Raw genomic sequence first — 25,134 nt, 5'->3', positions numbered from 1 at the left:
GCACCTGATAAACAAATTTGAGTCATCTGCGAACCGGGGTGGTCGACTTTATGAACCCACCTGATGGAGAGCGCACATGGCTCAGCCTAACGACCCGAAAACCCGCACGCCTGCCGAGATCGACGATATTCAGGATCGGATGGGCAGTGTGCACGAGCTGGACTTCAGCGACCGCGACGATGAGCGCCAGGGCAGGGCCGGCGACGAGCGCTCACTGGCTGAAGTCGAACATGACTTCCCGCCAGAGCGTGTGGCCGAAAGCGGCATGACCGGTGGCGAGGCTCTGACCGAGAGCCTGCACGAAGACAACGTGACCTTGGACGACCTGAGCCCAGACACCTTGTTCGATCAGACCGGCGCTCGCGACCCGCACGAGCCAGGTGATGGTGGAGACCCGGCCGACCAAGTCTTGCGTGAAGTAGACGCCGAGGAAATCGGCGGCGGCTTTGGCCTCGACGAAGCAGAGCTGGCGCGCTCAGCGCCGCTGGATGGCGAGCCATGGACCGATGAGGTCTCACCTGTAGACGATGAAGCATCCAATCGGAGCCGCGAATCATGACCGAACTACGCTGTGCATGCCTTGACTGCGCTTGCACGATCAACGCCAATACCCTCCTGCAAGACGGCAAGGGCTACTGCTGCGAAGCCTGCGCCAGCGGTCACCGCAATGGCGAGCCTTGTCGCATGGGCGACTGCAAATGCGGCGAGACTGCGCAACCGAATGAGAGCAATGTCGACAACGCCCTTGATGAGACTTTCCCGGCCAGCGATCCCATCTCGCCCTGAGCCGTCCTGAAATCGGCCCCGGTGTGGCTCGAGGCTGCTGCAGGTAGAGCAGCTTCGGGCCGTGCCGGGGCCGACCTGTGTCCGGAAGCCTCTAGTGGGTCTGCCAGATACCGTTGCTGCGTTCGCAGTCCGTGCGCGCCTGGCCCAGGCTAGGCGTGTCGTAGTAGTAAGTGATCACCCGGGCCTCCTTGCCGATCGCTGGCCGCGTGGCGGGTTCATCGCGGCCCATCGACTTGGGATTGGCCAGGGTTTCCTGGGTCAACTGGGCAATACAGCTACCGACACTGCCTTCGGCGCATTTGGCGACTTTGCGCTTGTCGGTGCTGAGCATCTCCTTGCTCTCGTTGCTGCACGACCAGTCGATGGCCTCGGCGGGCATGTTGCTGTAGCTGTAGCAGGTGTGGCCTTCGACAGGCTTGACTGCCTCGCTGGAGGAGCGGGTCACGACGTCGCAGGCCTCAGCCAGCACGTGACTGCTGGCCAGGCATGCACCGAGTAAAAGCAAGGCACGGATACACATGGTTTGTCTCCCGGGCCTTGGCCTTTACGGTCGGCCGCTTTTGTTGACGCTCAGGTTTTGTGCAATTGCGCTTTGTCCTGCTGGCGCAGGGCCTTGGCGCGTTTCTCCAGAATCAGATAAGCGATCACCGCCAGCACCAGCGGTATCAGGTAATACAGGGTGCGATAGCCGAGTAGTCCGGCGACCAGGCTGCCCTGGCTGAGCTGGCCTTGCAGCAGGGCCAGGAACACCGTTTCCAGCACTCCGAGCCCGGCCGGGATGTGCGCCACCACGCCCGCCACACAGCTGATCAGCAATACACCGAGAATGGACGGATAGAACAGATCACCCGGCAGCAGCCAGTAGATCAGCACCGCCATCAGCGCCCAGTTGCTGGCGCCCAAGGCAACCTGACACAGCGCCAGGCGCAGCGAGGGCAGGGTGATCTCGTGCTTGCGGATATGCCAGGTGCGGCGTTTGGCGTAACCGCAGGCCAGCACGTAACCGACCGATACGGCGATCATCAGCACACCGATGAGCTGCAGCCCGGTAGCGCCCACCGACCAGCTCTCAGGCAGCTTGACCAGGCGCATGGCAAACACGCTGCCGGCCAGCAGCATGTAGCCCATCCAGTTGGTCAGCAAACCCAAGGTGAGGATGCGCGTGATGGTGGCGTTATCCAGCCCCAGCCGCCCGTACAGGCGGTAGCGCAGAGCAACGCCGCCGACCCAGGTGGTGAAGTTGAGGTTGAACGCATAGCAGACGAAGGCCACCGGCAGCACCTGCCGAGCAGGCAGCTTGTGGCCGGTGTAGGCGCGCCCGAGCAGATCGTAGCTGGCGAACACCAGATAACTGCACAGGGCCAGGCCCAAACCGACGATCAACGTGCCAGGCTTGTAGGCCAGCAGCGACTGGCGGACTTCATTCCAGTCGAGGTTGCGTGCCAGGTAGTACAGCAATACCGGGATCATCAGCATGAACAGCAGGGTGAACAGGCGCTTGCCCCAAGTGAGCCAGGTTTTCCGTTCCATCAGGTATTGCCCTCACGCAGTTCACCTTGGGTACTGACTTCAGGTTGCAGCGATTTCAGGCGTTGCCGATGGGCTGGCAGCACCCCGGCAATCCGCGGGAAGTATCGGGTCAGGTGGAAGCCGGCAAAAATCAATGGGGCTCGCCACCAGTAGCCACGAATCATCCGCTCAAGGGTGACGGCCTTGCAGTGATTGCCGGCCAGTTGGCTGAGGTGCTCGTACAGTTGCTGGTTAAACGCACGATCCTTGATCAGCAGGTTGGCTTCCAGATTGAACGCAAGGCTCAGCGGGTCGAGGTTGCTCGAGCCGACTGTCGACCATTCGTCATCGACCAGGGCAACCTTGCCGTGCAATGGGCGCTGGCAGTATTCGTGAATCCGCACGTTGTCGCGCAGCAGGTAGTTGTAGAGCAACCGCGACAGCGCGCGCACCCAACGCATGTCTGGTTGCCCTTGCAGAATGAGCGTTACCTCGATGCCACGGCGAGACGCATTGCGTAGCTCGCGCAACAGCCTGTAGCCGGGGAAGAAATACGCATTGGCGATGAGGATGCGCTTGCGCGCACCGCGTATGGCCTGCAGATACTGCTCTTCGATATCGTTGCGGTGCTTGCGGTTGTCACGCTCGACCAGCACCGCGCGCACCGACCCCGCCGGCTCGGTCACCGGCTTGACCCGCTTGGGTTCGGCCAGCACCGGCTTCATCAGCCTGATACTCGAGGCGTGCACCTGGGCGACCACGGGACCGGTGACTTCCACCGCGTAATCCTGCTTGGCCATCGGCCCGAAGTCGCCCAGGTGATCGGCGCTGTAATTGATCCCGCCAATGAACGCCCGCTCAGCGTCGATCACCACGATCTTGCGGTGTAGGCGATGGAACAGGTTGGTGCGCATGCCAGCCACTTTCGGCTGCGGATCGAAGGCGTGGAAGCGCACACCCGCTTCGGTCATCGCTGCGATGAACGCATCGGGCAGCTCGCCGGTGCCGTAGCCGTCAGCCACCAGTTCGACGCGCACGCCGCGCTGGGCAGCCTCGATCAGCACCCGCTGCAGCTGTTGGCCAACCTTGTCATCGAAGATGATGAACGTCTCGAGCAGGATTTCCTCCTGCGCTTGGCCCATTGCCTCGAAGACACGGGGGTAAAACTCCTCGCCATTGATCAGCAACTGCACAGTGTTGCCTTCAGTCCAGGATAACGTCATAGGCTGATCTCCGCGGCCAGGGGGGCATGGTCGGACAGATGCGACCATGGGTATTTGGATAGCACCTGCGCCGAGCGTGGCAGGGCATTGCGTAGGTAGATGCGGTCCAGCCGCAGCAGCGGCAGGCGTGCCGGGAAGCTGCGCGCAGGCATGCCGAAGCGGTCGCCAAAGGCCTCGACCAGGTGCTCGCTGAGCACGCTGTCGGCCTTGAGGCGCCAGTCGTTGAAGTCGCCGGCGACGATCACCGGCGCTTTGGCCGGCAAGCTGTCGAGCAATTCCAGCAACAGCTGCACCTGGCGTTGGCGGTGAGCCTCACGCAGGCCCAGATGAACACACACCGCATGCACCTGATCATGGCCAGGCACCTGCAGGCGGCAGTGGAGCAGGCCGCGCTCTTCATTACCGTCAATCGAGACGTCCAGATTTCGGTGCTCGACGATGGGGAATTTGGACAGCAACGCGTTGCCGTGGTCGCCATGGGGATACACCGCATTGCGCCCGTAGGCGAACTGCGACCACATGCTGTCGGCAAGAAACTCGTATTGTGGCGTGGTTGGCCAGGTCGGATGGCGCTCGGCATGTTGCAGATGAGTACCATGTACTTCTTGCAGAAACACCAGATCGGCGCCGGTACTGCGTACCGCTTCGCGCAGCTCGGGCAAGATGAAGCGCCGATTGAAGAAGGTAAAACCTTTGTGCACGTTGATCGTCAGCACGTTAAGGCCATGCACGGCAGTAACGCTGCCGACGCTGCAGCGCGCTTCGTGTAGCGGTTGGTTCATAGATCCACCTGCGGTTCGACGCCCGGCTCGGTGACCAGTTCGCCATCGAGCTTGAGCTTGGATAACAGACGCCGTGCGTCATAAGGGGCATGGACTTTCTGGTCGTTGTCGAAGTAGCAGTAGACGTCGCGCTGGGCGCGCTTGCGCGGTGCGCAGGGCACCACTAGACGAGCGTCTTGCGCCTGGCCACCTTGGCTCCAGGCTTCGATGCGCTGGCGCCAACGGCGCAGGGCGCGTGCGGTATAGCCGCTGCTGTACAGCTCGACATCGCCATGCAGGCGCATATAGACAAAATCTGCGGTCACGTCCTCGACATACGGCCATTTGCCGGCGCTGTCGGCGACAACCAGGGCAATGTTGTGTTTACGCAGCAGTTTGATGAAGGCGGCGCAGAGGAAACTCTCGTGACGGATCTCGATGGCGTAACGCAAGGGGACATTACCGGTGATGGCGGTCGCGCCATTGCCGCGCAGGCGTTCGGCGCACTGCTCGGCACAGCGGCAGGCGGCCCGGCGATCGCGCGGGAGCTGCTCGAAGAAAGCTTTGAAGCGTTCTTCATCGAACTTCATCGTGGCCGGGAACTGCCACAGCATCGGACCAAGCTTGTCACCCAGCATCAGTGGGCCGGAGGCGAAGAAATTCGCCAGCGGCTCTTCGATATCCTTGAGCCGGCGGGTATGGGTGATATAGCGCGGGGCCTTGACCGAGAAGATGAAGTCGTCTGGTGTTTCATCGCGCCATTGCGCATATCGTGCTGGGGTTTGCAGCGCGTAGAAAGAGCCGTTGATTTCAATGCTGTTGACTGCTCGTGACGCAAACGCGAGTTCATCCTTATGGCGCAAGCCTTCCGGGTAGAAGTCCTTGCGCCAGGGGCTATAACGCCATCCGGATATGCCGATGCGAATGTCGCTCACGGTGGAGTCCTTGTGCAGAATCGGTCTTTTACTGCGACCTCTGCGTGAGCGTCAGGGTTCAGCGTGGGTTGACCAGTGGGCGCTTTAGTACGCAGCGCCACCAGCAATTTTGAACTTTGCCGCGCTTGACGATTCCACCTTGATATATGCACCGGCATCCAATGCCCGCCACCTCCGGAGGCACGCATGGCCCGTCACATCATTCACTTCACCGGCCCGATCACATCTTCGACCTGCGGTAACCTGATCAATACCTGTTCACGAGCCCTCAACCAAGGCGCGCAAACACTTCAGTTGAACATCGCCACCATGGGCGGTGACTGCAGTTACGGTTTCACGCTGTACAACTTTCTGCGCTCGTTGCCGGTACTGGTGCATACGCACAACCTCGGCACGGTCGAATCGATGGGCAATATTCTGTTTCTGGCGGGTGAACAGCGCACGGCCTGTCGCATGAGCAAGTTTCTGTTTCACCCATTCCACTGGACGCTGCACGGCTCAGTCGACCACGCACGTATGTCCGAGTACGCCATGAGCCTTGATTACGACTTGCGGTTCTACGCGCAAATAGTTGCGGAGCGCACGGCTGGCGCTGAGCAACCATTGGATATAGAGCACTATTTGCTGGCCAAACCACGCATCTTGAGTGCTGAGGAGGCAATAGCGGGCGGCCTGATCCACACTATCGATGAGCTGCCGATCAGTATCGACTCGGTTCAATGGAGCGTTCACGCCTGAAATTTTGCAGGGCGGTATTTGGCGCCGCTGGTCAGTCGCAGCGAATGTTGATGGAGCCGATCCCATTTGGGCCGGCTCGTAACTACTAAGCAGCTGCACTTGGAGGCGACAAATATGCGCGCATTGACCTTTCACGGCGCTGGAGATGTCCGGGTTGATACTGTGGCTGACCCTGGCATTCAAGAGAAGGACGACATTCTGCTGCGAGTAACCGCCACTGCCATCTGTGGCTCCGATCTGCACCTGTATCACGGCAGGATACCTGCGCTCGAAGAGGGCGATATTCTCGGCCATGAGTTCATGGGGATCGTTGAGGACGTTGGCAGCGACGTGACCGCGGTTCAGCGGGGAGATCGGGTAGTCATCCCGTTCGTGATTGCCTGCGGCAGCTGCTTTTTTTGCCAAAATGACCTGTTTGCCGCTTGTGAGACGACCAATACCGGACGCGGGGCGATCCTCAACAAGAAGTTGATCCCCTCCGGTGCGGCGTTGTTTGGCTATAGCCACCTGTATGGCGGCATTCCCGGCGGCCAGGCCGAGTATGTACGGGTGCCGAAGGCCAATGTCGGTCCCTTCAAGGTGCCAGGCACGCTGAGCGATGACAAAGTTCTGTTCCTGTCAGACATTCTGCCCACCGCCTGGCAGGCAGTGACCAATGCGGGAGTTGGCCAGGGTTCTTCCCTGGCTATTTATGGGGCAGGTCCGGTAGGACTGCTGAGTGCTGCGTGCGCACGCATGCTTGGGGTCGAGCAGATTTTCATGGTCGACAAACATGCCTATCGACTTGACTACGCCAAGCGCGCCTACGGCGTGATTCCGATCGATTTTGATCATGACGACGACCCTGCTGACACCATCATTCGCCAGACCGCAGGCATGCGCGGCGTTGACGCGGCCATTGATGCAGTGGGTTTTGAGGCCAAGGGCAGTACTGCTGAATCGGTACTGACGGCGCTGAAGCTTGAAGGCAGCAACGGCAAGGCGCTGCGCCAGTGCATGGCAGCAGTGCGCCGTGGTGGCGTAGTCAGTGTGCCCGGCGTATATGCCGGCTTCATCCATGGCTTCTTGTTCGGTGATGCATTCGACAAAGGCCTGACCTTCAAGATGGGCCAAACTCACGTACAACGTTTCCTGCCTGAACTGCTCGAACATATCGAAGCAGGACGGCTCAATCCCGAAGCAATCATCACCCATCGCCTCAGCCTGGAAGATGCAGTGCGCGGCTATGAGATGTTCGACGAACAGCAAGAACGCTGCCGCAAGGTCGTATTGACCCCAGGTGTTGCCACAGACCCGGTAACCAATGGGCGGCTTGGACCCGCTGCGAGCAGCTGAGAGGAGTAGTAATGACGGAACGCATCATCACATCGGTCACCAGCGAGGATCTTGTTCCGCCGCCGCAGGGGGTAACATTCGAAACCCCCCGCGAGCGGTTGGAGTTCTACCGCCGAGAAATCCAGTTCGAGACCACGATTCTTGCCAACCGCACAGATGCTTATCTGTCGGCACAGTCTTTTCTGGTAATTGCCTATGCGTCCTGTATGGCCAACGGCAATCCCAGCTGGGGCAGGCTTTTTACTCTGGTTGTGCCTGCGTTTTTGGCATTGCTGGGCATCATCAGCTCACTCAACGCCTGGCCTGGAATTCGCGCCTCGTACAGCATCATCGACCACTGGCATTTCAAGCAAAGTCACCTGTTGCACAACGAGCCAAGCATGGGCTTTGCATACGATGATTGGCCGTTGTTCAGCGAGTCTGAGTCAACCCATCGTGGTTACCGCAAATCGCTGATGTTTTCGATCCGGACGCCGTGGTTGTTCCTGATTTTCTGGGTCTTGCTGGGTGGATTCGGCCTGCTGCTGCAGCTCGACCCTGCCGGTGCCTGAACGCATGCGGGGTCGCCGCAAACCGTTTATGTGCTTTGTTCGACAAAATTTTGAATCTTCGTGATCCCACCGGTTCCACTAGTTGTCATCCATGGAGAAGAGGAGGCCCCCTGCGATGCCTACCCCAGAGCTGTATATCGTCGATTACAAGCTGCACGGTAAAACGCGCAGCTTCATCATCCGGCTGGATCGGATGGATAACGCCGAGGCTTGGCACTGGGCTAGTTGTGACGCCGGTATTGGCATTATTCCCAAGTTTGGTCGTGAAAAGATTCGCAAGGTCAGCAGGCCCATGGCCGAACGATACGGGATCAGTGAAGTGAGCTGGAGGCCATCGGGTGGCAAACCAGCCTCCAGTGCCGGTGCCAACCAGTCGATGCTGCCTACTGCCTGAACAAGCGGTAGCCAGCAGTTACTGTCGGGCTGTCTGAGCAAAGCCGCTCCTGATTGGGAGCGGCTTTGTTTTGTCTGCTGGAAGTCTACGGCCAGGTCAGGCGCCTGATTCAGGATCACTGGCGGGGACGCCAGGGCGCTCGTCCGGGTCAGTCAAGTTAGGGTCAGCATCTGGGTCGTCTGCTTGCCCATCGGGGCGGTCCGGGACCAATTCTGGCCAATCGTCTTCAACACTGCCGCCACCCATTATCATTTGCTCGCGCATGATCATTCCCTCGGCTGAATAAAAAAGGCCTGCCAGCAGGCAGGCCAAGCACAGGAGTGAGGGGTGACGCCGTTGCACCACCCTCAGTAGTTATGAGCGCTGTGGGCGGGTAGCAGTCGTTTGCAAAGGGCGGTTCCCCGACCAATGGCGGTTACTGCTCCTGACCCTGGCGCAGGCGCATGCTGAGCAGCGCAGCCAGAACCAGCATCGAAGCAATGATCCACAAGCCATTGCGGGTGCTGCCGGTTGCTTGCTCGATCAAGCCCATCACCGATGGGCCGACAAAGCCCCCGAGCAAACCGCAGGTCGTGACAAATGCCAGCCCGGCAGCCAGCGCATTGCCGCTCAAGCGACTAGAGGGGAAGACGAAGATGACCGACTGCACCACGAACAGCATCAATGCCGTCAGCGAGAACCCGATCAGGCCAATGAACGAGTTGGCTACCGAAGCCAGCAGCAGCCCGGCGGCCATGGTCAGCAGGCCGAAGAACAGCAGCGTGCGGCAACGGTTTGGTGAAGTGGCAAGGCGTGGCAGGGTTGCCGCGCCAATTGCAGCAGCGATCCACGGCACTGACGTGAGCAGGCCAATCTGCAAGGGCGACAGTGCGCCGTAAGTGCCGATGATCCCGGGCAGGAAGAAGATCACGGTGTAGATAGTGATCTGATGCACAAAGTACACGGCGATCGCCAGCCAGATCTGCTTGTCGCGAAACATCTGCGACAGCTTGCTCTGCTGCGGTGCAGCGGCACGTTCAGCCGCCAGCCGGCGCTCGATGTCCTGCGCATCAGCGGCCGATAACCACGGCGCCGAACTCGGCCCATCGGGCAGCTTTTTCCAGACGACATACGCCAGCGCTACGGCGGGCAAGCCTTCAAGCACGAACAACCACTGCCAACCATGCCAGCCGAGCACGCCGTCCATTTCCAGCAAGGCACCGCCCAGCGGCCCGCTGAGGATGTTGGCCAGGCACACGCCGAGCAGGAAATAGCCCGTGGCGCGGGCGCGTTGCTCACGGTCGAACCAGTAGGTCAGGTAGAGCATGACGCCGGGAAACAGCCCCGCCTCGGCGACGCCCAGCAGCAGGCGCATGACGTAGAACGAAGTCTCACCCTCGACGAAAGCCATGCCGGCAGACAGCAGGCCCCAGGTGATCATGATGCGTGTAATCCAGAAGCGCGCGCCGACCCGTTGCATGATCAGGTTGCTCGGCACCTCGGCCAAGGCGTAGGTCAGGAAGAACAGACCCGCGCCCAGCCCATACGCAGCAGCCGACAAGCCGAGGTCAACGCCCATGCTGGCCTTGGCCAAGGCGATGTTGGTACGGTCGAGAAAACTCATTACATAGACGATGACCAGCAGTGGCATCAGTTTGCGCAAAAGCAGGCTGTTCAGGCGCTGATCAGCCGCAACAGCAGGCGCGGCGGCCGCTGTCGGTTGTGTGAGGATTGTCATTGTTTTTTCCCCGAAAGCTATAAGTAACAGCGCGCCGCGGTGGTGCGTCGCGCTGCGGTAGGTCAATCAACCACGCTGGATGTCCAGCCAGACTGCGCCGTCGGGATATTGGTAACGTTCCAGGGTCTCGGCGTGCATTTCAATGCTGTAGCCCGGGCGCTGCGGCGGCATGTAGCGGCCGCGGCGGATCACCACGGGGTCGATGAAGTGTTCATGCAGATGGTCGACGTACTCCAGCACCCGGTTGTGCAGCGAGGCGGAAACGGCGATGTAGTCGAACAGCGCGATGTTCTGCACATACTCGCACAGGCCAACACCGCCGCCGTGCGGGCACACCGGCACGTCGTACTTGGCAGCCATCAGCAGCACGATCAGCACCTCGTTGAGGCCGCCCAGGCGTGCTGCATCGAGCTGACAGAAGTCCAGCGCGCCGGCCTGGAACATCTGCTTGAACATCACCCGGTTGTGGCAATGCTCGCCGGTGGCGACTCCAATCGGCGCGATGCGCTGGCGGATCGTGGCATGGCCAAGAATGTCATCGGGGCTGGTTGGTTCTTCGATCCACAGCGGGGCAAAGGCTGCCAGCCGGCGCATGTTGCTGACAGACTCCTCGACGCCCCAGACCTGGTTGGCGTCCATCATCAAGGTCCGCTCCCAGCCGATCTCGTCACGCAGGATGCTGGCGCGGCGAATGTCTTCTTCCAGGTCGGCGCCGATCTTCTGCTTGATATGGGTCCAGCCGTTTTCGACCGCTTCACGTGCCAGGCGGCGCATCTTCTCTTCGCTGTAGCCGAGCCAGCCGGGCGCGGTGGTGTAGCCGGGGTAACCTTCGCGAAGCATCTGCGCCTCGCGCTGGGCCTTGCCCGGCACCTGGCGGCGGAGCAGGGCGATGGCTTCTTCCGGGGTGAGCACGTCGGTGACGTAGCTGAAGTCCAGGCACGCGACCAGTTGCTCGGGGCTCATGTCGGCCAGCAGCTTCCACACTGGCTTGCCTTCATGTTTGGCCCACAAGTCCCACACGGCGTTGACGATGGCGGCAGTGGCCAGGTGGATGACGCCTTTTTCCGGCCCCAGCCAGCGCAGTTGGCTGTCACCCACGGTGAAGCGGTGCCAGAAACCACCCATGTCTGCGGTGATCTCTTCCAGGGTCTGGCCGACAATCAGCGGCGCCAACGACTGCACGGCAGCGGCGCAGATCTCGTTGCCGCGGCCAATGGTGAAGGTCAAGCCGTGGCCTTCGAGCTCGCCGGCATCGGTGTGCAGCACGACGTAGGCGGCCGAGTAGTCAGGCGCGCTATTCATGGCATCGGAGCCGTCCAGTGACAGCGAAGTCGGGAAGCGAATGTCGCGAACGCTCAGGTGGGTAATGCGTATGCTCATGGCGGTCTCTTGTTCTGGGTTACCTCTGGAGACCTGACTGTAGGTTGCCGAGCGATACAGGCATAATCGCTAATTCCTAACTATGGATATCAGAATTGATATGCCTCAGACCCCAGCAGACACCTCGCAGGCGCCGCGCAGTCTTGGCCCGCTGAAGATCTCCAGCCGTCAGATAATCCTCCTCAACGCTTTGGGCGAGTTCGGCAACCTGCGCCGCGCTGCTGCGGCCATGCACACCACCCAGCCTGCTGCGAGCCTGCTGCTGCAACAGCTCGAGGAGCGCCTTGAAGTGCGCCTGTTCGAGCGCCTGCCGCGTGGCATGCAGCCAACCCTGTACGGCGAGGTGATGATTCGCTACGCGCAAAGTGCGCTGCACGAGTTCGAGCACGCCCAGGCGCAGATCGCCGAGCTTGCGCGTGGCGCCGCCGGGCTGGTGCGGGTCGGCAGCGTAATGGGGCCGGTGCCGGGCTTGCTGACCAAGGCTGTGCTGGCCTACAAGCGCGACCACCCCAAGGTGCGCATCTCGCTTGAAGTGGGTACCAGCGATACCTTGCTGCCGGCGTTGCTGCGTGGTGACTTCGACCTGGTGGTGGGGCGCTTGCCGGATCAGAGCGACAGCCAGGATCTCAATATCGAGTTGTTCGAGGGCGGTGAGCAGATGCGCGTGATCGCCCGCGCTGGCCACCCGATGGCGGCAGCGAGCACATTGCAGCTGGCTGATCTGGTCGCGTTGACGTGGATCCTGCACCCGATCGGCAGCCCGATGCGGCGGCGGGTCGAAAGTGCGCTGCAGGCCGGGGGGATGGTGCAATCGCTGGACATCGTCGAGACTGCGTCGATTCTGGCGACCACCGCCATGCTGGAGGCGTCCGACATGATCGCCGTGGTGCCCAACGATGTCGCCGCGCATTACGCCCAGTACGGCATGGTCGCGATCCTGCCGGTGGAGCTGCCGATCAGCCTGGCCAATCTGGGCCTGCTGACGCTGCGTTCACGGCCGCGCTCGGTGGCACTGGAAACGTTGCTGCAGTACCTGCGAGCCCCACAATAGCCATGTTTGTCTACCTGCCTGAGGCCGTTTTCTGATGCCGTCCGACATCATCCACTCCAGCTTTTGCAACTGGCTGCGCTTCAAGCACCTGGTGCTGATCGACAGCCTGGCCCGTACCCGCAACATGCACGCCACCGCCAACCTGATGAACCTGAGCCAGCCGGCGTTGAGCAAGATGCTGCGCGATCTCGAGGAGCAGTTTGGCTTTGCTCTGTTCGAGCGCCTGCCGCGCAGCATGCCGCCGACCGAGCTTGGCGAATACGTGGTCAAGTACGCCCAGGGCGCATTGGTTGAGTCGCAGCAGTTTGTCGACCAGCTCAACCGCCTGCGCAAGGGCGGCCACGGGTTTATCCGGGTGGGCGGGATTTTTGCCTCGACGCCGCGGGTGCTGCCGCAGGCCATTGCTGCGATCAAAGCACGTAGCCCGTTGCTGTCGATCGAGGTGGTGGAGCATTCCAGTGACCACCTGCTGACGATGCTCGAGCAGAACAAGCTCGACATCATGGTCGGCCGTTTCACCGAGGAGCGCTTCAGCCAGGTGTTCGACTTTCAGCCGTTGGAACCTGAACCGTTTGCCTTGGTGGTCAACAGCAGTCACCCGCTCAATCAGCTGGCCAGCACGCCGCTCGAAGCGCTCGCGGACTGGCCGTGGGTGCTGTACCCGCTGGGTACGCCGCTGCGCGGGCGGCTTGAGCAGGCCTTCAAGGTGGCCGGCATTGCCACACCCGCCGATAGCGTTGAGACCATTTCAATGCCGATGTTCCTGCAATTGCTGCAGTCGGCACCGATGATCGCCATGCTGCCGCGCTCGATGGTTGCCGCGCAGCTGAGCAGCGGCCTGTTCAAGGAACTGCAGAGCCCGCTGCATCTATCGCCGCTGGAGTACGGCGTGATCACCCGTAAGGATCAGCCGCCAACCGGCTCTGCGCGAGAATTCATCGATATCCTGCTGGAGTTTGCCCAGCAGCGGCGCATGGAGGAGGGCAGCGGTAGCGATTTCTAAACGAGGGGCGATTTGACGTATTGATAACCCCAGGTTATCGGCTGATCGGTTCATCTCATTGGGAATTATCGGTAAGGCTTCATACAGTGGTGGCAGATTCGCCCGGCAGCAAACGGGCGACGCCATAACAAGAAGTCAGCCGTACCCTGAGAGGTCCCATGGAACTGATTGCCCGCTGCGCCGACCCTGCGGTCATCCGCCTCAACCCGCTGGACAACGTCCTGATTGCACGCCAGGCGCTGCCTGAAGGCCTTGAGCTGGATGGCGAAGCGATCACCGTGCGCCAACCCATCCCGTCGGGGCACAAAGTCGCTACCGAGCGTTTGGAGCAGGGCCAGCCACTGCGCCGTTACGGCCAGATCATAGGTTTCGCCTCGCAAACCATCGAACCTGGCGATCACGTCCATGTGCACAACGTGCAGATGGGCGACTTCTCCCGCGACTATGCCTTTGGCGTCGATGCACGCAGCCTGGCTGCTACTGAAGCAGTGTTTCAGGGGATTGTGCGCGGCGACGGCCGCGTCGCCACACGCAACTACATTGGCATCCTTACCTCGGTGAATTGCTCGGCAACCGTCGCCCGGGCAGTGGCTGATCATTTCCGCCGCGATATCCACCCCGAGGCGCTGGCCGACTACCCGAATATCGACGGTGTGGTCGCCCTGACCCACGGTGCCGGTTGCGCAGTGGACCCCAGTGGCGAAGCGCTGGGTCTGTTGCGCCGTACCTTGGCAGGCTATGCGATACACCCCAATTTCGCCGCTGTGCTGATCATTGGTCTGGGCTGTGAAACCAACCAGATCGAGAGTCTGCTGGAAACCCAGGGCCTGAAAGCCAGCGAGCAACTGCGCACCTTCACTATCCAGGGCATCGGCGGCACCTCAAAGACCATCGCCGCCGGCATCGAGCAGGTCAAGACGCTGCTGGCCGACGCCAATCGGGTCAAACGTGAGCCAGTCAGTGCGCGGCACCTGGTCGTTGGCCTGCAATGCGGCGGTTCCGATGGTTACTCCGGGATCACCGCCAACCCGGCACTGGGTAATGCCGTTGACCGCCTGGTCGCGGCCGGCGGCACCGCGATCCTGTCGGAAACACCGGAGATCTATGGCGCCGAGCACCTGCTGACGCGCCGGGCGGTGAGCCGTGAGGTCGGCGAGAAGCTGATCGCACGCATTCATTGGTGGGAAGACTACTGCCAGCGCATGAACGCCGAGCTCAACAACAACCCTTCGGCGGGTAACAAAGCAGGAGGGCTGACCACCATTCTGGAGAAATCCCTCGGCGCGGTGGCCAAGGCCGGCTCGAGCAATCTGGTCGACGTCTATCAATACGCCGAGGCGGTGCGCGCTCAAGGCCTGGTGTTCATGGACACCCCAGGTTATGACCCGGTCTCCGCCACCGGCCAGGTCGCCGGCGGCGCCAACCTGATTGCCTTCACCACCGGCCGCGGCTCGGCCTACGGCTGCGCGCCTGCGCCGTCGATCAAGCTGGCCACCAACAACCGGGTGTTCGAGCACCAGGAAGAGGACATGGACGTCAACTGCGGCGGCATCGCCGACGGCTCCACCAGCATCGAAGAACGCGGTGCCTACATCTTTCAACAGATGCTGCGCATCGCCTCGGGTGAGCGCAGCAAGAGCGAACAGCACGGCTACGGGCAGAACGAGTTCGTGCCCTGGCAGATCGGTGCCGTGACCTGACTGCCAGCCCCCTTCATCTTTCGAGGCGACTTTTTATGCACGTTAACGGATTCAACTTCATCGGCGGCCAGCGCAGCGCACTTGGCGACACCCTGGTCTACAGCATCGACGCCCATACCGGCGAGCAGCTAGCGGGCGGCTTTCATCAAGCGACCTTGACCGAGGTCGACAACGCCGTGGCAGCGGCCAGTGCCGCGTTCCCACCGTTTCGCAATTTGCCGGCAGTACGCCGCGCAGAGTTTCTTGAGGCGATCGCCGACGAGCTCGATGCCCTCGGTGAAGACTTCGTCAACCTGACCTGCCAGGAAACCGCGCTGCCCAGCGCGCGAATCCAAGGCGAACGGGGTCGCACCAGCGGCCAGATGCGTCTGTTTGCCAAGGTCCTGCGCCGTGGCGATTTCTATGGCGCTCGTATTGATCAAGCGCTGCCAGCGCGCACGCCGTTGCCACGCCCCGACCTGCGTCAATACCGCATCGGCGTTGGCCCGGTGGCGGTGTTCGGTGCCAGCAACTTCCCGCTGGCGTTCTCCACCGCGGGAGGCGATACCGCTGCGGCATTGGCCGCCGGCTGCCCGGTCGTGTTCAAAGCCCACAGCGGCCATATGGCAACCGCCGAGCGCGTTGCCGAAGCGTTGATCCGCGCTGCCGAGCGCACTGGCATGCCGGCGGGCGTGTTCAACATGATCTTCGGCAGCGGCGTGGGTGAGGCACTGGTCAAACACACGGGTATCCAGGCGGTGGGCTTTACCGGTTCGCTCAAAGGCGGCCGGGCGTTGTGCGATATGGCGGCAGCGCGACCGCAGCCGATCCCGGTATTTGCCGAGATGTCGAGCATAAACCCGGTGCTGGCACTGCCGAAGGCACTGGCAAATCGCGGTGCCCAGCTAGCCAAGGACCTGACCGCATCGGTGGTACAGGGCTGTGGGCAATTCTGCACCAATCCGGGCTTGGTACTAGGCATTCGCTCGCCGGCCTTCACCGCTTTTATCGAGCAGTTGCGCGGGCACATGGCTGATCAGCCGGCGCAGACCATGCTCAACCCCGGCACCCTGCGCAGCTACGACAAAGGCCTGCAGAGGTTGCTCGCGCACCCTGGTATCGAGCACCTGAGCGGTGCCCGGCAACAGGGCGATCAGGCCCAGCCGCAGCTGTTCGAGGCAGATGTCAGCCTGCTGCTGGAGCAGGACGAGCTGCTGCAGGAAGAGGTGTTTGGTCCGTGCACTGTGGTGGTTCGGGTCGATGATGCCGAGCAACTGCTGCAAGCCGTGAACGCTCTGCGCGGTCAGCTGACAGCAACCTTGCTGGCGGATGAGCAAGACCTGGCTGATCACGGCTCGCTGCTTGGCGCGCTGGAAGTGAAAGTGGGCCGAGTGTTGCTCAACGGCTACCCGACCGGCGTCGAAGTCTGCGATGCGATGGTGCATGGCGGCCCGTATCCGGCGACCTCCGATGCCCGTGGCACCTCGGTTGGCACCCTGGCCATCGACCGCTTCCTGCGCCCGGTGTGCTACCAGAACATCCCTGACGCCATGCTGCCGCCGGCCTTGCAGAACGCCAACCCGCTGGGCATTCAGCGCCTGGTGGATGGTCAGCCGAGCACGGCAGCGCTCAACCAGACCGGGAACTGAGCGTATGAGCGAAGCCATCCGCTATGAAGTGAACGCACTCAGCACGTTTGTCGAGCGCCTGTTTGCAAGCGCCGGCGCCGACGCGGAGGTCGCCCAAGTGGTAACCCGAGTGCTGCTCGAAGGCGAGTTGCTCGGCCATCGCACCCATGGCCTGAATCTGGTCAGTCGCTACATTGGCGGCATGTTGAGTTGCCAGGTCAAGGCTCAGGCGGCAGCGCTGGAGCAGATCTCCGACAGCGGTGTTGCCAGCCTGTTCGACGGCAACTATGTACTCGGCCCGTACTGCGTCAGCCGTGCGTTGGACTGTGCGGCCAGCGGGGCCAGCGCACAGGGCATCGGCATCGCCGTGGTCCGCCGCGCTGCGCATATTGGCTGCCTGGCGGCCTACTTGAAGCCATACACCGACCGTGGCTTGGTCGCGATGGTGTATTCCTCAGATCCCTCTGTGGGGTTGGTCTGCGCGCATGGCGGCGTTGACCCGATCTACACACCGAATCCGATTGCCGCCGGTATCCCTACCTGCGGCGAACCGATCCTGCTGGATGTGAGCATGTCCACCGTGACCATGGCCATGGTCAGCCAATGCCGGGATAACGGCAGCAAGCTGGCGCACCCGGTGCTGATGAGCAACGAAGGCAAGGCGAGTGATGACCCTGCGGACTTCTTCACCCGCCCGCAGGGCAGCATCTTGCCGCTGGGTGGCCAGGCCTTCGGCCACAAGGGCTTCGCTCTGGCGATTCTGGTCGAAGCACTGACCTCGGGCCTGGCCGGCCATGGCCGCAAGGACTGCCCTGATCAATGGGGCGCGTCGGCCACTGCGGTAGTTATTGATCCGCGCTTCTTTGGCGGCCTACAGGCGTTTACTGACGAAACCAGCTTCCTCGGCCAACTGATCCTCGCCAGCCGCCCAGTAGATCCGGAGCGCCCGGTGCGCCTGCCTGGGCAAGCCGGCCTGGCCCTGCGCAGCAAGGCTCTGGCCCAGGGCGTAAGCCTGGCGCCGACTCTGCTCGCAGACCTCAACCAGCTCGCCGCCCAATTGCAAGTGGCCGCGCTTGGTCACTAATAGACAACTACAAAAAAGGTAGAGACATGACAGATCAATCGAACAGCAAGCCTTCGTTGCCGTTGAGCCACAATGCCGCCGTCTGTAACAGTGGCAGCTGGGTAGGGCGGGTATGGCTGCCCGAGCAAGGCCCGGCAGTAGTGCTGGTGAAGGAGGGCGCAGTGCATGACATCAGCGCCCACGTCGCCACGGTTTCGGCGCTGCTCGAAGTGGCTGACCCGGTGGCTTATCTGCGCTCGCTGCCGTTGGCCGATGCGCTGACCGAGCTGCCGGCGCTGCTTGCCAACAGCGATCCACGCCAACGTGACATCAGCAAACCCTGGCTGCTGGCACCGATCGATCTGCAGGCCGTCAAGGCTGCCGGCGTGACCTTTGCCGCCAGCCTGCTGGAACGCGTGGTCGAGGAGCAAGCCAAGGGCGACCCGGCCAAGGCTGATGCGATCCGCGACACGCTGGCCAGCCGGATCGGTGCCGACCTGTCACAGATCGTCCCAGGTTCAGCCCAGGCCGAGGCGTTGCGCGCCGTGCTGGTGGAGCAGGGCTTGTGGTCGCAGTATCTGGAGGTCGGCATCGGCCCGGATGCCGAAGTCTTCACCAAGGCCCAGCCGTTGTCGGCAGTGGGCCACGGCGCCGACATCGGCATCCATCCCAAATCAAGCTGGAACAACCCAGAACCGGAAGTGGTACTGGCAGTGTCCAGCGACGGCAGCATCAAGGGCGCCATGCTTGGTAACGACGTCAACCTGCGTGACTTCGAAGGGCGCAGTGCCTTGCTGCTGTCCAAAGCAAAGGACAACAACGCTTCGACCTCGCTGGGCCCGCTGCTGCGTCTGTTCGACGAAGGTTTCAGCCTCGATGACGTGCGTAACGCCGAAGTCGACCTGCGGGTTGAAGGGGAGGAGGGCTTCATCCTCTCGGGCCGCAGCTCGATGCAGCAGATCAGCCGCGACCCGCTCGACCTGGTGCAGCAGACCCTCAACGAAAATCACCAGTACCCGGACGGCCTGGTGCTGTTTCTCGGTACCCTGTTCGCCCCCAAGCAAGACCGCGACCAACCGGGCAATGGCTTCACTCACAAGCCTGGCGACGTAGTCACCATCAGCAGCGCGCAGCTGGGCGCCTTGAGCAACCGGGTGACCACCAGCGACCAGGCGCCGCAGTGGAACTTCGGCCTGCGCTCGCTGATTGACAGCCTCAGCCGCCGCGGCCTGCTCGACGCGGCAGTGACCGCGCGGCAACCCTGATCCAACCGTAACCGACCATGAATGAACGCGACAGCAATGACGGATCGCCTAGGCGCTGAACGCGCTGCAACAATAATAATAAAGGCCACGCAATGAACAAACTGAAGAAGTACCAGAGCATCACGGTGGTGTTCCTGCTGTTGATCGGTATCGTCAACTACTTGGACCGCAGTGCGCTGTCGATCGCCAACACCTCGATCCAGAAAGACATGATGATCAGCCCCTCGCAGATGGGCATCCTGCTGTCGGCGTTCTCCATTGCCTATGCCTTCGCCCAGTTACCGATGGGCATGATCATCGACCGCCTGGGCAGCAAGATCGCCCTCGGCGCATCGTTGCTGGCCTGGTCGGTCGCCCAGACCACCTTCGGCCTGGTCAACAGCTTCGCCGGCTTCATGGGCCTGCGCGTGCTGCTGGGGATCGGCGAGGCGCCGATGTTCCCGTCGGCAGCCAAGGCGCTGTCGGAATGGTTCGATGCCAACGAACGCGGCACACCTACCGGCATCGTCTGGTCGTCGACCTGCCTCGGGCCTTGCCTGGCACCTCCACTGTTGACGCTGTTGATGGTCAACTACGGCTGGCGCGGCATGTTCATCATCACTGGGTTGCTGGGCGTAGTGCTGGCGGTGTGCTGGCTGACCTTCTACAAAAGCAAGGCGCAGTACCTGGCCGAGCTGGCGGCCGAAGGCAAACCGCTGCCCACCGAGCACGTGGCACCTGCCGCCGCCCCGCAAGCACCCAAGGTGTCGTACTTTGCCGGCTGGCTCGACCTGTTCAAGCATCGCAGCACCTGGGGCGCCGTGCTGGGTTTCATGGGCGTGATCTACATGCTCTGGCTGCACCTGACCTGGCTACCCGGTTACTTTGAGCGCGAGCATGGCCTGGACTTGTACAAGACTGCCTGGGTGGTGTCGTTGGCCTATGGCTTTGGTGCGGTAGGGACCATCGTCGCCGGCCGCTTCTGTGATCGGCTGGTGAAGCGGGGCATGAGCATTCTCGGCAGCCGCAAGTTCAGCGTGATCACCGGCCTGGTGCTGGCAGCGCTGTTTACCTTGCCGCTGTCGTACGTCACCGGGCTTACCGGGTGTGTGATTCTACTGTGCCTGGCGTTGTTCAGCATCAACATGGCCAGTGCCACGGCGTGGATGATCGTCAACACCATCGTCGACAGCCCGCGGGTGGCCTCGTTTGGTTCGATCCAGAACTTTGGTGGGTATATTGCCGGCTCGGTCGCGCCGATCGTTACGGGCTTTAGCATTCAGTACTCGGGGTCGTTCAATACGGCGTTCATGATCAGCGCGGTGGTGGCGTTGTGTTCGGCGGTGGCGTACTTCCTGCTGCTGAAGGCGCCGATTGGTGGGGCGGTGGTCAAGGACGAGGTGTTGCGGGAGGTGACGCAGTGAAAGGCGTGCAGGCCTGGTGAAAGCAACGGACTATTTGGCGCTCATCTGCGAAGGACTTGCCGACAAGGAGTTAGCAGTTACCTTGGTGTCAGAGGTTGAAAACTGTACCTCGAATGCTGAGCGCCTAATGGCGGGATGTGCCGGCCATGGCTATGTCAAATCGTTCGGAGCGTTCCGACTGATGTATCAGATCAAAAATGCAAGCCATACCGTGCCAAGAATGATGAACTGAGCCGGAATGAGGTGGCGAGCGAACAAAGAACCGCCGCTGCTCCAAGCCAGTACGCATTTGGTTATGGTATTCCCTGTGAGCGCCATCATTGCCGGTAGCATCAGGTCGGCACTGTTCAGCTGGCCTGCAGCAACGAGTGAAGCGATCGAAGCAGTTGCGGCATGCGCATCGCCCAAGCCACTGATAAAGGCAGCAATGCTGAGCCCCTTGTGACCAAGGTGCTCGAGCAGAAACGCCGAGAACAATGCAATGCAGGTAATCGCTAGCGTGATGAGCAGTGCTGTGAACAGGCTGAAAGCACCGCTGCCAGGCTTGGTCGTGGGGCAGACTGGCACAGGGCGCCAAGGCGCCAGCAACAGCACGCCGTAAATGAGCGTGACCAGCATACCGAGACCTATAGATGGCCAGAAAGGGCGCAGCAAGCGCACGTCGACAACGCCAATCACCAAACCAAACTGGACAAGGGTGGCGAGGTTGGACAGCACCGCTGCAGCGGCGAACGCGCGCATGAACGTGTCCTGCCTTCGTGCTTGATGGCCAAGCACGGCAATGGTCGCTGAGCCAGAGGCAAACCCGGATGCGATCGCACTCAGTGCCAGGCCATAGCGTGGCCCCAGCAGGCGCATGGCGATATGCCCTAGCGCACCGACGGCCATCAGCAACACGACCAGTGTGCAGATCACCCGCGGGTTCAGTACCCCGTAGGGGCCAATGAAGCGGTCCGGCGTCAACGGCAGCACAACCAGCGCGACTGTAAGGAGCAACAAGCCATCGCGCAGTTCGCCCTCGCTCAGTTGCTGCAGCACGAAACGATGAAGCTCACGCCTCAGGGCCAGCAGTATGGTGAGTACGATACCGATGGCGGTTGCCAGCTCGGGGTGTTCGACTGTCAGGCCTCCCAACACCAACACCAGCAGCAAGGCGATTGCGCTGGTAATGTCCGAATCCTCGTCGGGTTTTGTGCGGTGGTAAATGGCCAACAGCAGCGCTATGCCCACCAATGCAACGCCGACCAGAACCGGGCCAGCCAGTACATGGCAGACATACCCCATCAGGGCGGTGATTGCGAAGGTTCTCAAACCCGCTGCGGCGGGAGCCTCACTGTTGACCTTCTTGCGCTCCCGTTCAAGGCCAACCAGCATGCCTATGCCCAATGCCACGGCCCCGTGAGCCAAGTTCACCAGGTCGAGCATCAGGCCTTTACCGGGGCGATGGCAAAGCTGGCCGGGGAGCCCAGTTCGAGCGCGATCAGCGCTGGCATGTCGAGGATCTCCACCTGCCGGCCGTGCAGGTTGACGATACCCAGACCGCGTAAGTGAGCGACTGAGCGGCATATGGTTTCCAGGCGCAGCCCGAGGTAAGAGCCGATGTCTTCGCGAGACATGCGCAACATGAAACCGTGGGGTGAATAGCCGCGGCTGACGAAGCGGCGGGAAAGGCTCAGCAGGAAACTGGCAAGCCGCTGCTCGGCAGAGAGGTTGCAAAGCATCAGCACGCGCTCATGCTCGCGGATAATCTCCCTGCTCATCAGGCGGTTCAAGCTCTGTTGCAGCATGGGGAAATTACGCGCCAGGGCTTGCAGGCGATGATAGGGCAACGGGCACACTTCGCTGTCTTCCAGGGCGATGGCATCACAGACATGAAGCTCGGTCGCTACGGCATCGAGCCCCAGTACGTCCCCTGTCATCCAGAAGTTGATGATCACACCCTGGCCTTCGGCGTTGTTCAGGTTCGTCTTGAAGCTGCCTGAGTGCACCGCATACAGGCTACTCAAGGGTACATTTGCGCTGAACAGCGCAGCCCCCTTGCTGACCCGGATACGAGGGCCGATCAGTGTGCCGAAATAACTGTTGCAGTGCATGGGCAAACCCGCGGGCAAACACAAGCCGTTGACCCGGCACTCACTGCACCGGCATGTCAGTGGTTTGAAATGAATGGGCGGTGGTTTGCACTTTGGCGCAGGCTGCCCGAGCAGCTGAAAGTCGGTCAGGCCCGACATTTCATGCCTCCTTCGCAGGTCTGAGAGCGACGGTGGCGATCTTGTTCAGTGAATGAGGCGCGTTGAGGCGGGCGGTCAGCACGCCTACGAACTGCTCGGCTTCTATGGATGTGCTGAAACTCACCCGCCACTCGTCCATGTGTACCCAACAGCGATTGCCGTTGGCGCTTTTCTCGACGTAGACGTTCATTGGAACCTCCAGTGCATGCATGAGCAAGGGACTGCCTATCGATAGGGGGCAATGGCGTCCTTGCCGACGGCGTGGCGAGGTTCAGGGCGTGATCGCCACCTTCATTACGCCGTCGCGCTGGTTGGCGAACAATTCGTAGGCGGCTTCGATATCATCGAGCCGGAAACGGTGGGTGACCAAGGGGGAAACGTCTACGCGGCCACTGGCAACCACCGCCATCAACCGGCGCATCCGCTCTTTGCCGCCAGGGCACAGTGTGGTCACGATGCAGTAATCGCCAAGGCCGGCAGCGTATGCATCCAAAGGGATGCGCAGGTCGGCGCTGTACACGCCCAGGCTGGACAGTGTGCCGCCGGGGCGCAGCACCCGCAGTGCCCATTCGAAGGTGGCCTGGGTGCCCAGCGCTTCGATGGCTACATCTACGCCACGGCCATCGGTCAGCGCCATGATCTGCGCCACCACGTTGCCTTGCTTGAAGTCGACCACGTGTGAAGCACCCATTTCGCGTGCCACGCTGATGCGCGCCGCCACGGTGTCCACGCCGATGATGGTGGTGGCGCCCAGCATTTTGGCGCCGGCGACGGCGCACAGGCCGATCGGGCCCAGGGCGAACACGGCGACGGTATCGCCGATTGTCACGCCCCCGCGTTCTGCACCAGAAAAACCGGTGGACATGATATCGGGGCACATCAGCACGTGTTCGTCGCAGAGACTGTCGGGAATGGCCGAAAGGTTGGCCATTGCGTCCGGCACTCGAACGTATTCAGCCTGGCAACCGTCGATGACATTGCCGAACTTCCAGCCACCCATGGCCTTGAAACCATGCGCCGTACCGGCGCCGTCTTGGGCGCCACAACCACACAGACAGGCATTGCTGTGGCCGCTTGGGGTGATGGCGCCAGCGATGACGCGTTGCCCTTCGTGGAAACCGCGAACCTCTGAGCCCAGTTTTTCGATGACACCCACTGGCTCGTGGCCGACGGTCAGCCCTTTGGCCACTGGATACTCGCCACGCAGGATGTGCACATCGGTGCCACAGATCGTCGTTGTGCTGATGCGCATCAGCGCATCTAGCGGGCCGATCTCAGGGATGGGCTTGTCTTCCAGCACGATGCGGTTCTTTTCGACATAAATGGCCGCTTTCATGAGTGCCATGGCATGCCTCCGGGGCATCGCTGATTTTTGTTGGCAACTACAGCGTGCGCTAAAAAAGCCGGTAAGTCTTGATCCGAGTCAATTTTGCGTCGAGCGGTGGCAGGGGTTGGTGAGTGGCGCCTGACTTTTGATAAACATCAAACCGCACAGGTGCTGCTGGCAGATCATCGAGGTACTCATCGAGCCCGTAGAGGTGTGCCATGACCAATCCGCAAAGACTTCTTCTGATCGCATCGCCCTTGATGCGCCGCACGCCGGTCTATGACCGTGCGGCGGCGCTGGCCAAAGCCAAGGGCATGCCATTGCACATCGTCGCCTTTGACTACCTTGAGGGCCTGGTCACTGCCGGCCTGGTCAACGACCAGGCGTTGGCGGTCATGCGGCAGGGCTATGTGCAGCAACACCGTGAATGGCTGGAAACCCAGGCATTGTCGATGCGCCGCAGCGGCGTGACGGTGACCACCGAGGTGGTGTGGGTGCAGCATCCGCTGGACGAGATCCAGGCGCATCTGCGTGAGCAGCCGTTCGCCATGCTGATCAAGGGGCTCGAGCATGAACCGTGGTGGATGCGCGCCATGTTCACCTCGCTCGACGTCCAGTTGTTACGCGACACTCGTATCCCGTTGCACCTGGTTCACAACGCCAGCAATGCCTTGCCGCGCCGGATACTTGCAGCAGTTGATCTGTCGCGCCCAGAGGATCAGTTCGAAGGGTTCAACGACCAGATCATCAGCGAAGCGCTCAAGCTGGCCTTGCAATGCAACGCCCAGATCGAACTGCTGTACGCCTACGATATGGGTTCCATGTACCTGGACGCCGACGACGCCCGGGCACATTCGTTCCTGTTCGATTCGAACCTGTCACGAACACTTCACGAGGCCCAGGCCGATGCCTTTCAGGCATTGGCCGAACGCAACGGGATCCCCGCCGAGCACCGCCACCTGCGGGTGGGGGACCCGACCAAGGTGCTGACGCTGTTCATGGACAACAATGACATCGATGTGCTGGTGATGGGGAGCTACCACCATCATGGAATCGGCTGGTTCATCGGCAGTACGGCCGAGCGGATTCTGCATCGGCTCAGCTGCAGTGTTCTGGTGATCTCGCCCGAGCATTCGCAAGGTTGAAGTGCAAGGC

General features: G+C 61.5%; 25 protein-coding genes. 14 read left to right on the top strand and 11 right to left on the bottom strand.

What is annotated here, in order from left to right:
- Window positions 1-76 precede the first annotated feature (76 nt).
- Window positions 77-559, top strand: coding sequence for a phosphotransferase system, HPr-related protein (locus tag K3F44_RS06695; RefSeq protein WP_101319431.1), 483 nt, complete (start codon window positions 77-79; stop codon window positions 557-559).
- Complete coding sequence (locus tag K3F44_RS06690; protein ID WP_103437316.1) at window positions 556-786, top strand: metallothionein; 231 nt, start codon at window positions 556-558, stop codon at window positions 784-786. Before K3F44_RS06695 ends, K3F44_RS06690 begins: the two co-directional genes overlap by 4 nt.
- A gap of 91 nt (window positions 787-877) precedes the next feature.
- Here the strand turns inward: K3F44_RS06690 and K3F44_RS06685 are convergent, their stop codons facing one another.
- From K3F44_RS06685 to K3F44_RS06665, 5 genes are read right to left on the bottom strand one after another with little or no spacing between them, the layout of a single operon-like run.
- Window positions 878-1,306: a hypothetical protein gene (locus K3F44_RS06685; protein ID WP_150569257.1), complete on the bottom strand. Its 429-nt coding sequence runs from the start codon at window positions 1,304-1,306 to the stop codon at window positions 878-880.
- A gap of 50 nt (window positions 1,307-1,356) precedes the next feature.
- Window positions 1,357-2,316, bottom strand: coding sequence for a lysylphosphatidylglycerol synthase domain-containing protein (locus K3F44_RS06680; protein ID WP_101319425.1), 960 nt, complete (start codon window positions 2,314-2,316; stop codon window positions 1,357-1,359).
- Window positions 2,316-3,518 (bottom strand): cardiolipin synthase ClsB, encoded by a 1,203-nt coding sequence (gene clsB, locus K3F44_RS06675; protein WP_150569258.1) that lies wholly within the window; start codon window positions 3,516-3,518, stop codon window positions 2,316-2,318. Before clsB ends, K3F44_RS06680 begins: the two co-directional genes overlap by 1 nt.
- Window positions 3,515-4,300: an endonuclease/exonuclease/phosphatase family protein gene (locus K3F44_RS06670; RefSeq protein WP_150569259.1), complete on the bottom strand. Its 786-nt coding sequence runs from the start codon at window positions 4,298-4,300 to the stop codon at window positions 3,515-3,517. The genes clsB and K3F44_RS06670 overlap by 4 nt, the downstream gene beginning before the upstream one ends.
- Window positions 4,297-5,214 (bottom strand): DUF72 domain-containing protein, encoded by a 918-nt coding sequence (locus K3F44_RS06665; RefSeq protein WP_220633611.1) that lies wholly within the window; start codon window positions 5,212-5,214, stop codon window positions 4,297-4,299. Before K3F44_RS06665 ends, K3F44_RS06670 begins: the two co-directional genes overlap by 4 nt.
- A 186-nt stretch (window positions 5,215-5,400) precedes the next feature.
- Between K3F44_RS06665 and K3F44_RS06660 the strand changes: the two genes are divergently transcribed.
- From K3F44_RS06660 to K3F44_RS06645, 4 genes are all read left to right on the top strand, one after another.
- Entirely contained in the window at window positions 5,401-5,952 is a 552-nt protein-coding gene (locus K3F44_RS06660) for an ATP-dependent Clp protease proteolytic subunit (RefSeq protein ID WP_150569261.1), read from the top strand.
- Window positions 5,953-6,066: 114 nt separating this feature from the next.
- The gene (locus tag K3F44_RS06655; RefSeq protein WP_150569262.1) at window positions 6,067-7,287 is read left to right on the top strand and encodes a zinc-dependent alcohol dehydrogenase; all 1,221 of its coding nucleotides are present in this window, start codon (window positions 6,067-6,069) and stop codon (window positions 7,285-7,287) included.
- Window positions 7,288-7,298: 11 nt separating this feature from the next.
- The gene (locus tag K3F44_RS06650; protein WP_150569263.1) at window positions 7,299-7,838 is read left to right on the top strand and encodes a hypothetical protein; all 540 of its coding nucleotides are present in this window, start codon (window positions 7,299-7,301) and stop codon (window positions 7,836-7,838) included.
- 115 nt (window positions 7,839-7,953) lie between these two features.
- Window positions 7,954-8,232, top strand: a complete 279-nt coding sequence (locus tag K3F44_RS06645; RefSeq protein ID WP_101319410.1) for a DUF6555 family protein — start codon at window positions 7,954-7,956, stop codon at window positions 8,230-8,232.
- A gap of 415 nt (window positions 8,233-8,647) precedes the next feature.
- On the opposite strand, the gene K3F44_RS06640 is transcribed toward K3F44_RS06645, so the two are convergent.
- Both K3F44_RS06640 and K3F44_RS06635 read right to left on the bottom strand, forming a co-directional pair.
- Complete coding sequence (locus K3F44_RS06640; RefSeq protein WP_101319408.1) at window positions 8,648-9,949, bottom strand: MFS transporter; 1,302 nt, start codon at window positions 9,947-9,949, stop codon at window positions 8,648-8,650.
- A 66-nt stretch (window positions 9,950-10,015) separates the two neighbouring features.
- Window positions 10,016-11,329, bottom strand: coding sequence for an L-fuconate dehydratase (locus K3F44_RS06635; protein WP_220633610.1), 1,314 nt, complete (start codon window positions 11,327-11,329; stop codon window positions 10,016-10,018).
- 100 nt (window positions 11,330-11,429) lie between these two features.
- Here K3F44_RS06635 and K3F44_RS06630 point away from each other — a divergent pair, with 100 nt between their 5' ends.
- The 7 genes from K3F44_RS06630 (at window position 11,430) to K3F44_RS06600 (ending at window position 20,421) form a co-directional block, all read left to right on the top strand.
- Entirely contained in the window at window positions 11,430-12,380 is a 951-nt protein-coding gene (locus K3F44_RS06630) for a LysR family transcriptional regulator (protein WP_220633609.1), read from the top strand.
- Window positions 12,381-12,414: 34 nt separating this feature from the next.
- Complete coding sequence (locus tag K3F44_RS06625; RefSeq protein ID WP_220633608.1) at window positions 12,415-13,383, top strand: LysR family transcriptional regulator; 969 nt, start codon at window positions 12,415-12,417, stop codon at window positions 13,381-13,383.
- A 158-nt stretch (window positions 13,384-13,541) separates the two neighbouring features.
- Window positions 13,542-15,083 carry a UxaA family hydrolase gene (locus K3F44_RS06620; protein WP_181087911.1) on the top strand — a complete coding sequence of 514 codons (1,542 nt, stop codon included), beginning with the start codon at window positions 13,542-13,544 and terminating at the stop codon, window positions 15,081-15,083.
- Window positions 15,084-15,118: 35 nt separating this feature from the next.
- Window positions 15,119-16,711 (top strand): aldehyde dehydrogenase (NADP(+)), encoded by a 1,593-nt coding sequence (locus tag K3F44_RS06615; RefSeq protein WP_220633607.1) that lies wholly within the window; start codon window positions 15,119-15,121, stop codon window positions 16,709-16,711.
- A 4-nt stretch (window positions 16,712-16,715) separates the two neighbouring features.
- On the top strand, window positions 16,716-17,774 hold the full coding sequence (locus K3F44_RS06610) for an Ldh family oxidoreductase (protein WP_220633606.1): 1,059 nt from the start codon (window positions 16,716-16,718) through the stop codon (window positions 17,772-17,774).
- A gap of 26 nt (window positions 17,775-17,800) precedes the next feature.
- Window positions 17,801-19,018, top strand: coding sequence for a fumarylacetoacetate hydrolase family protein (locus K3F44_RS06605; RefSeq protein WP_101319393.1), 1,218 nt, complete (start codon window positions 17,801-17,803; stop codon window positions 19,016-19,018).
- Window positions 19,019-19,110: 92 nt separating this feature from the next.
- Window positions 19,111-20,421: an MFS transporter gene (locus K3F44_RS06600; RefSeq protein ID WP_101319391.1), complete on the top strand. Its 1,311-nt coding sequence runs from the start codon at window positions 19,111-19,113 to the stop codon at window positions 20,419-20,421.
- Between the two features lie 186 nt (window positions 20,422-20,607).
- Here K3F44_RS06600 and K3F44_RS06595 read toward each other — a convergent pair whose 3' ends face one another.
- From K3F44_RS06595 to K3F44_RS06580, 4 genes are all read right to left on the bottom strand, one after another.
- Window positions 20,608-21,846: an MgtC/SapB family protein gene (locus K3F44_RS06595; protein ID WP_220633605.1), complete on the bottom strand. Its 1,239-nt coding sequence runs from the start codon at window positions 21,844-21,846 to the stop codon at window positions 20,608-20,610.
- A complete protein-coding gene (locus tag K3F44_RS06590) occupies window positions 21,846-22,652 on the bottom strand; it encodes a helix-turn-helix domain-containing protein (protein WP_101319387.1) in 807 nt (268 codons plus the stop codon). The genes K3F44_RS06595 and K3F44_RS06590 overlap by 1 nt, the downstream gene beginning before the upstream one ends.
- Before the next feature lies 1 nt (window position 22,653).
- Window positions 22,654-22,842 (bottom strand): hypothetical protein, encoded by a 189-nt coding sequence (locus K3F44_RS06585; RefSeq protein ID WP_101319385.1) that lies wholly within the window; start codon window positions 22,840-22,842, stop codon window positions 22,654-22,656.
- A gap of 81 nt (window positions 22,843-22,923) precedes the next feature.
- Complete coding sequence (locus tag K3F44_RS06580) at window positions 22,924-23,997, bottom strand: NAD(P)-dependent alcohol dehydrogenase (protein WP_220633604.1); 1,074 nt, start codon at window positions 23,995-23,997, stop codon at window positions 22,924-22,926.
- Between the two features lie 200 nt (window positions 23,998-24,197).
- On the opposite strand from K3F44_RS06580, the gene K3F44_RS06575 reads away from it, so the two are divergent.
- Window positions 24,198-25,124, top strand: coding sequence for a universal stress protein (locus tag K3F44_RS06575; RefSeq protein ID WP_220633603.1), 927 nt, complete (start codon window positions 24,198-24,200; stop codon window positions 25,122-25,124).
- The last annotated feature ends 10 nt before the right edge of the window (window positions 25,125-25,134 follow it).

The organism is Pseudomonas sp. S07E 245, assembly GCF_019599025.1.
GTDB classification, from domain to species: Bacteria; Pseudomonadota; Gammaproteobacteria; order Pseudomonadales; family Pseudomonadaceae; genus Aquipseudomonas; species Aquipseudomonas shirazensis.
The sequence above is the reverse complement of the archived record's forward strand: the minus strand, read 5'-3'. Positions and strand labels throughout refer to the sequence as shown.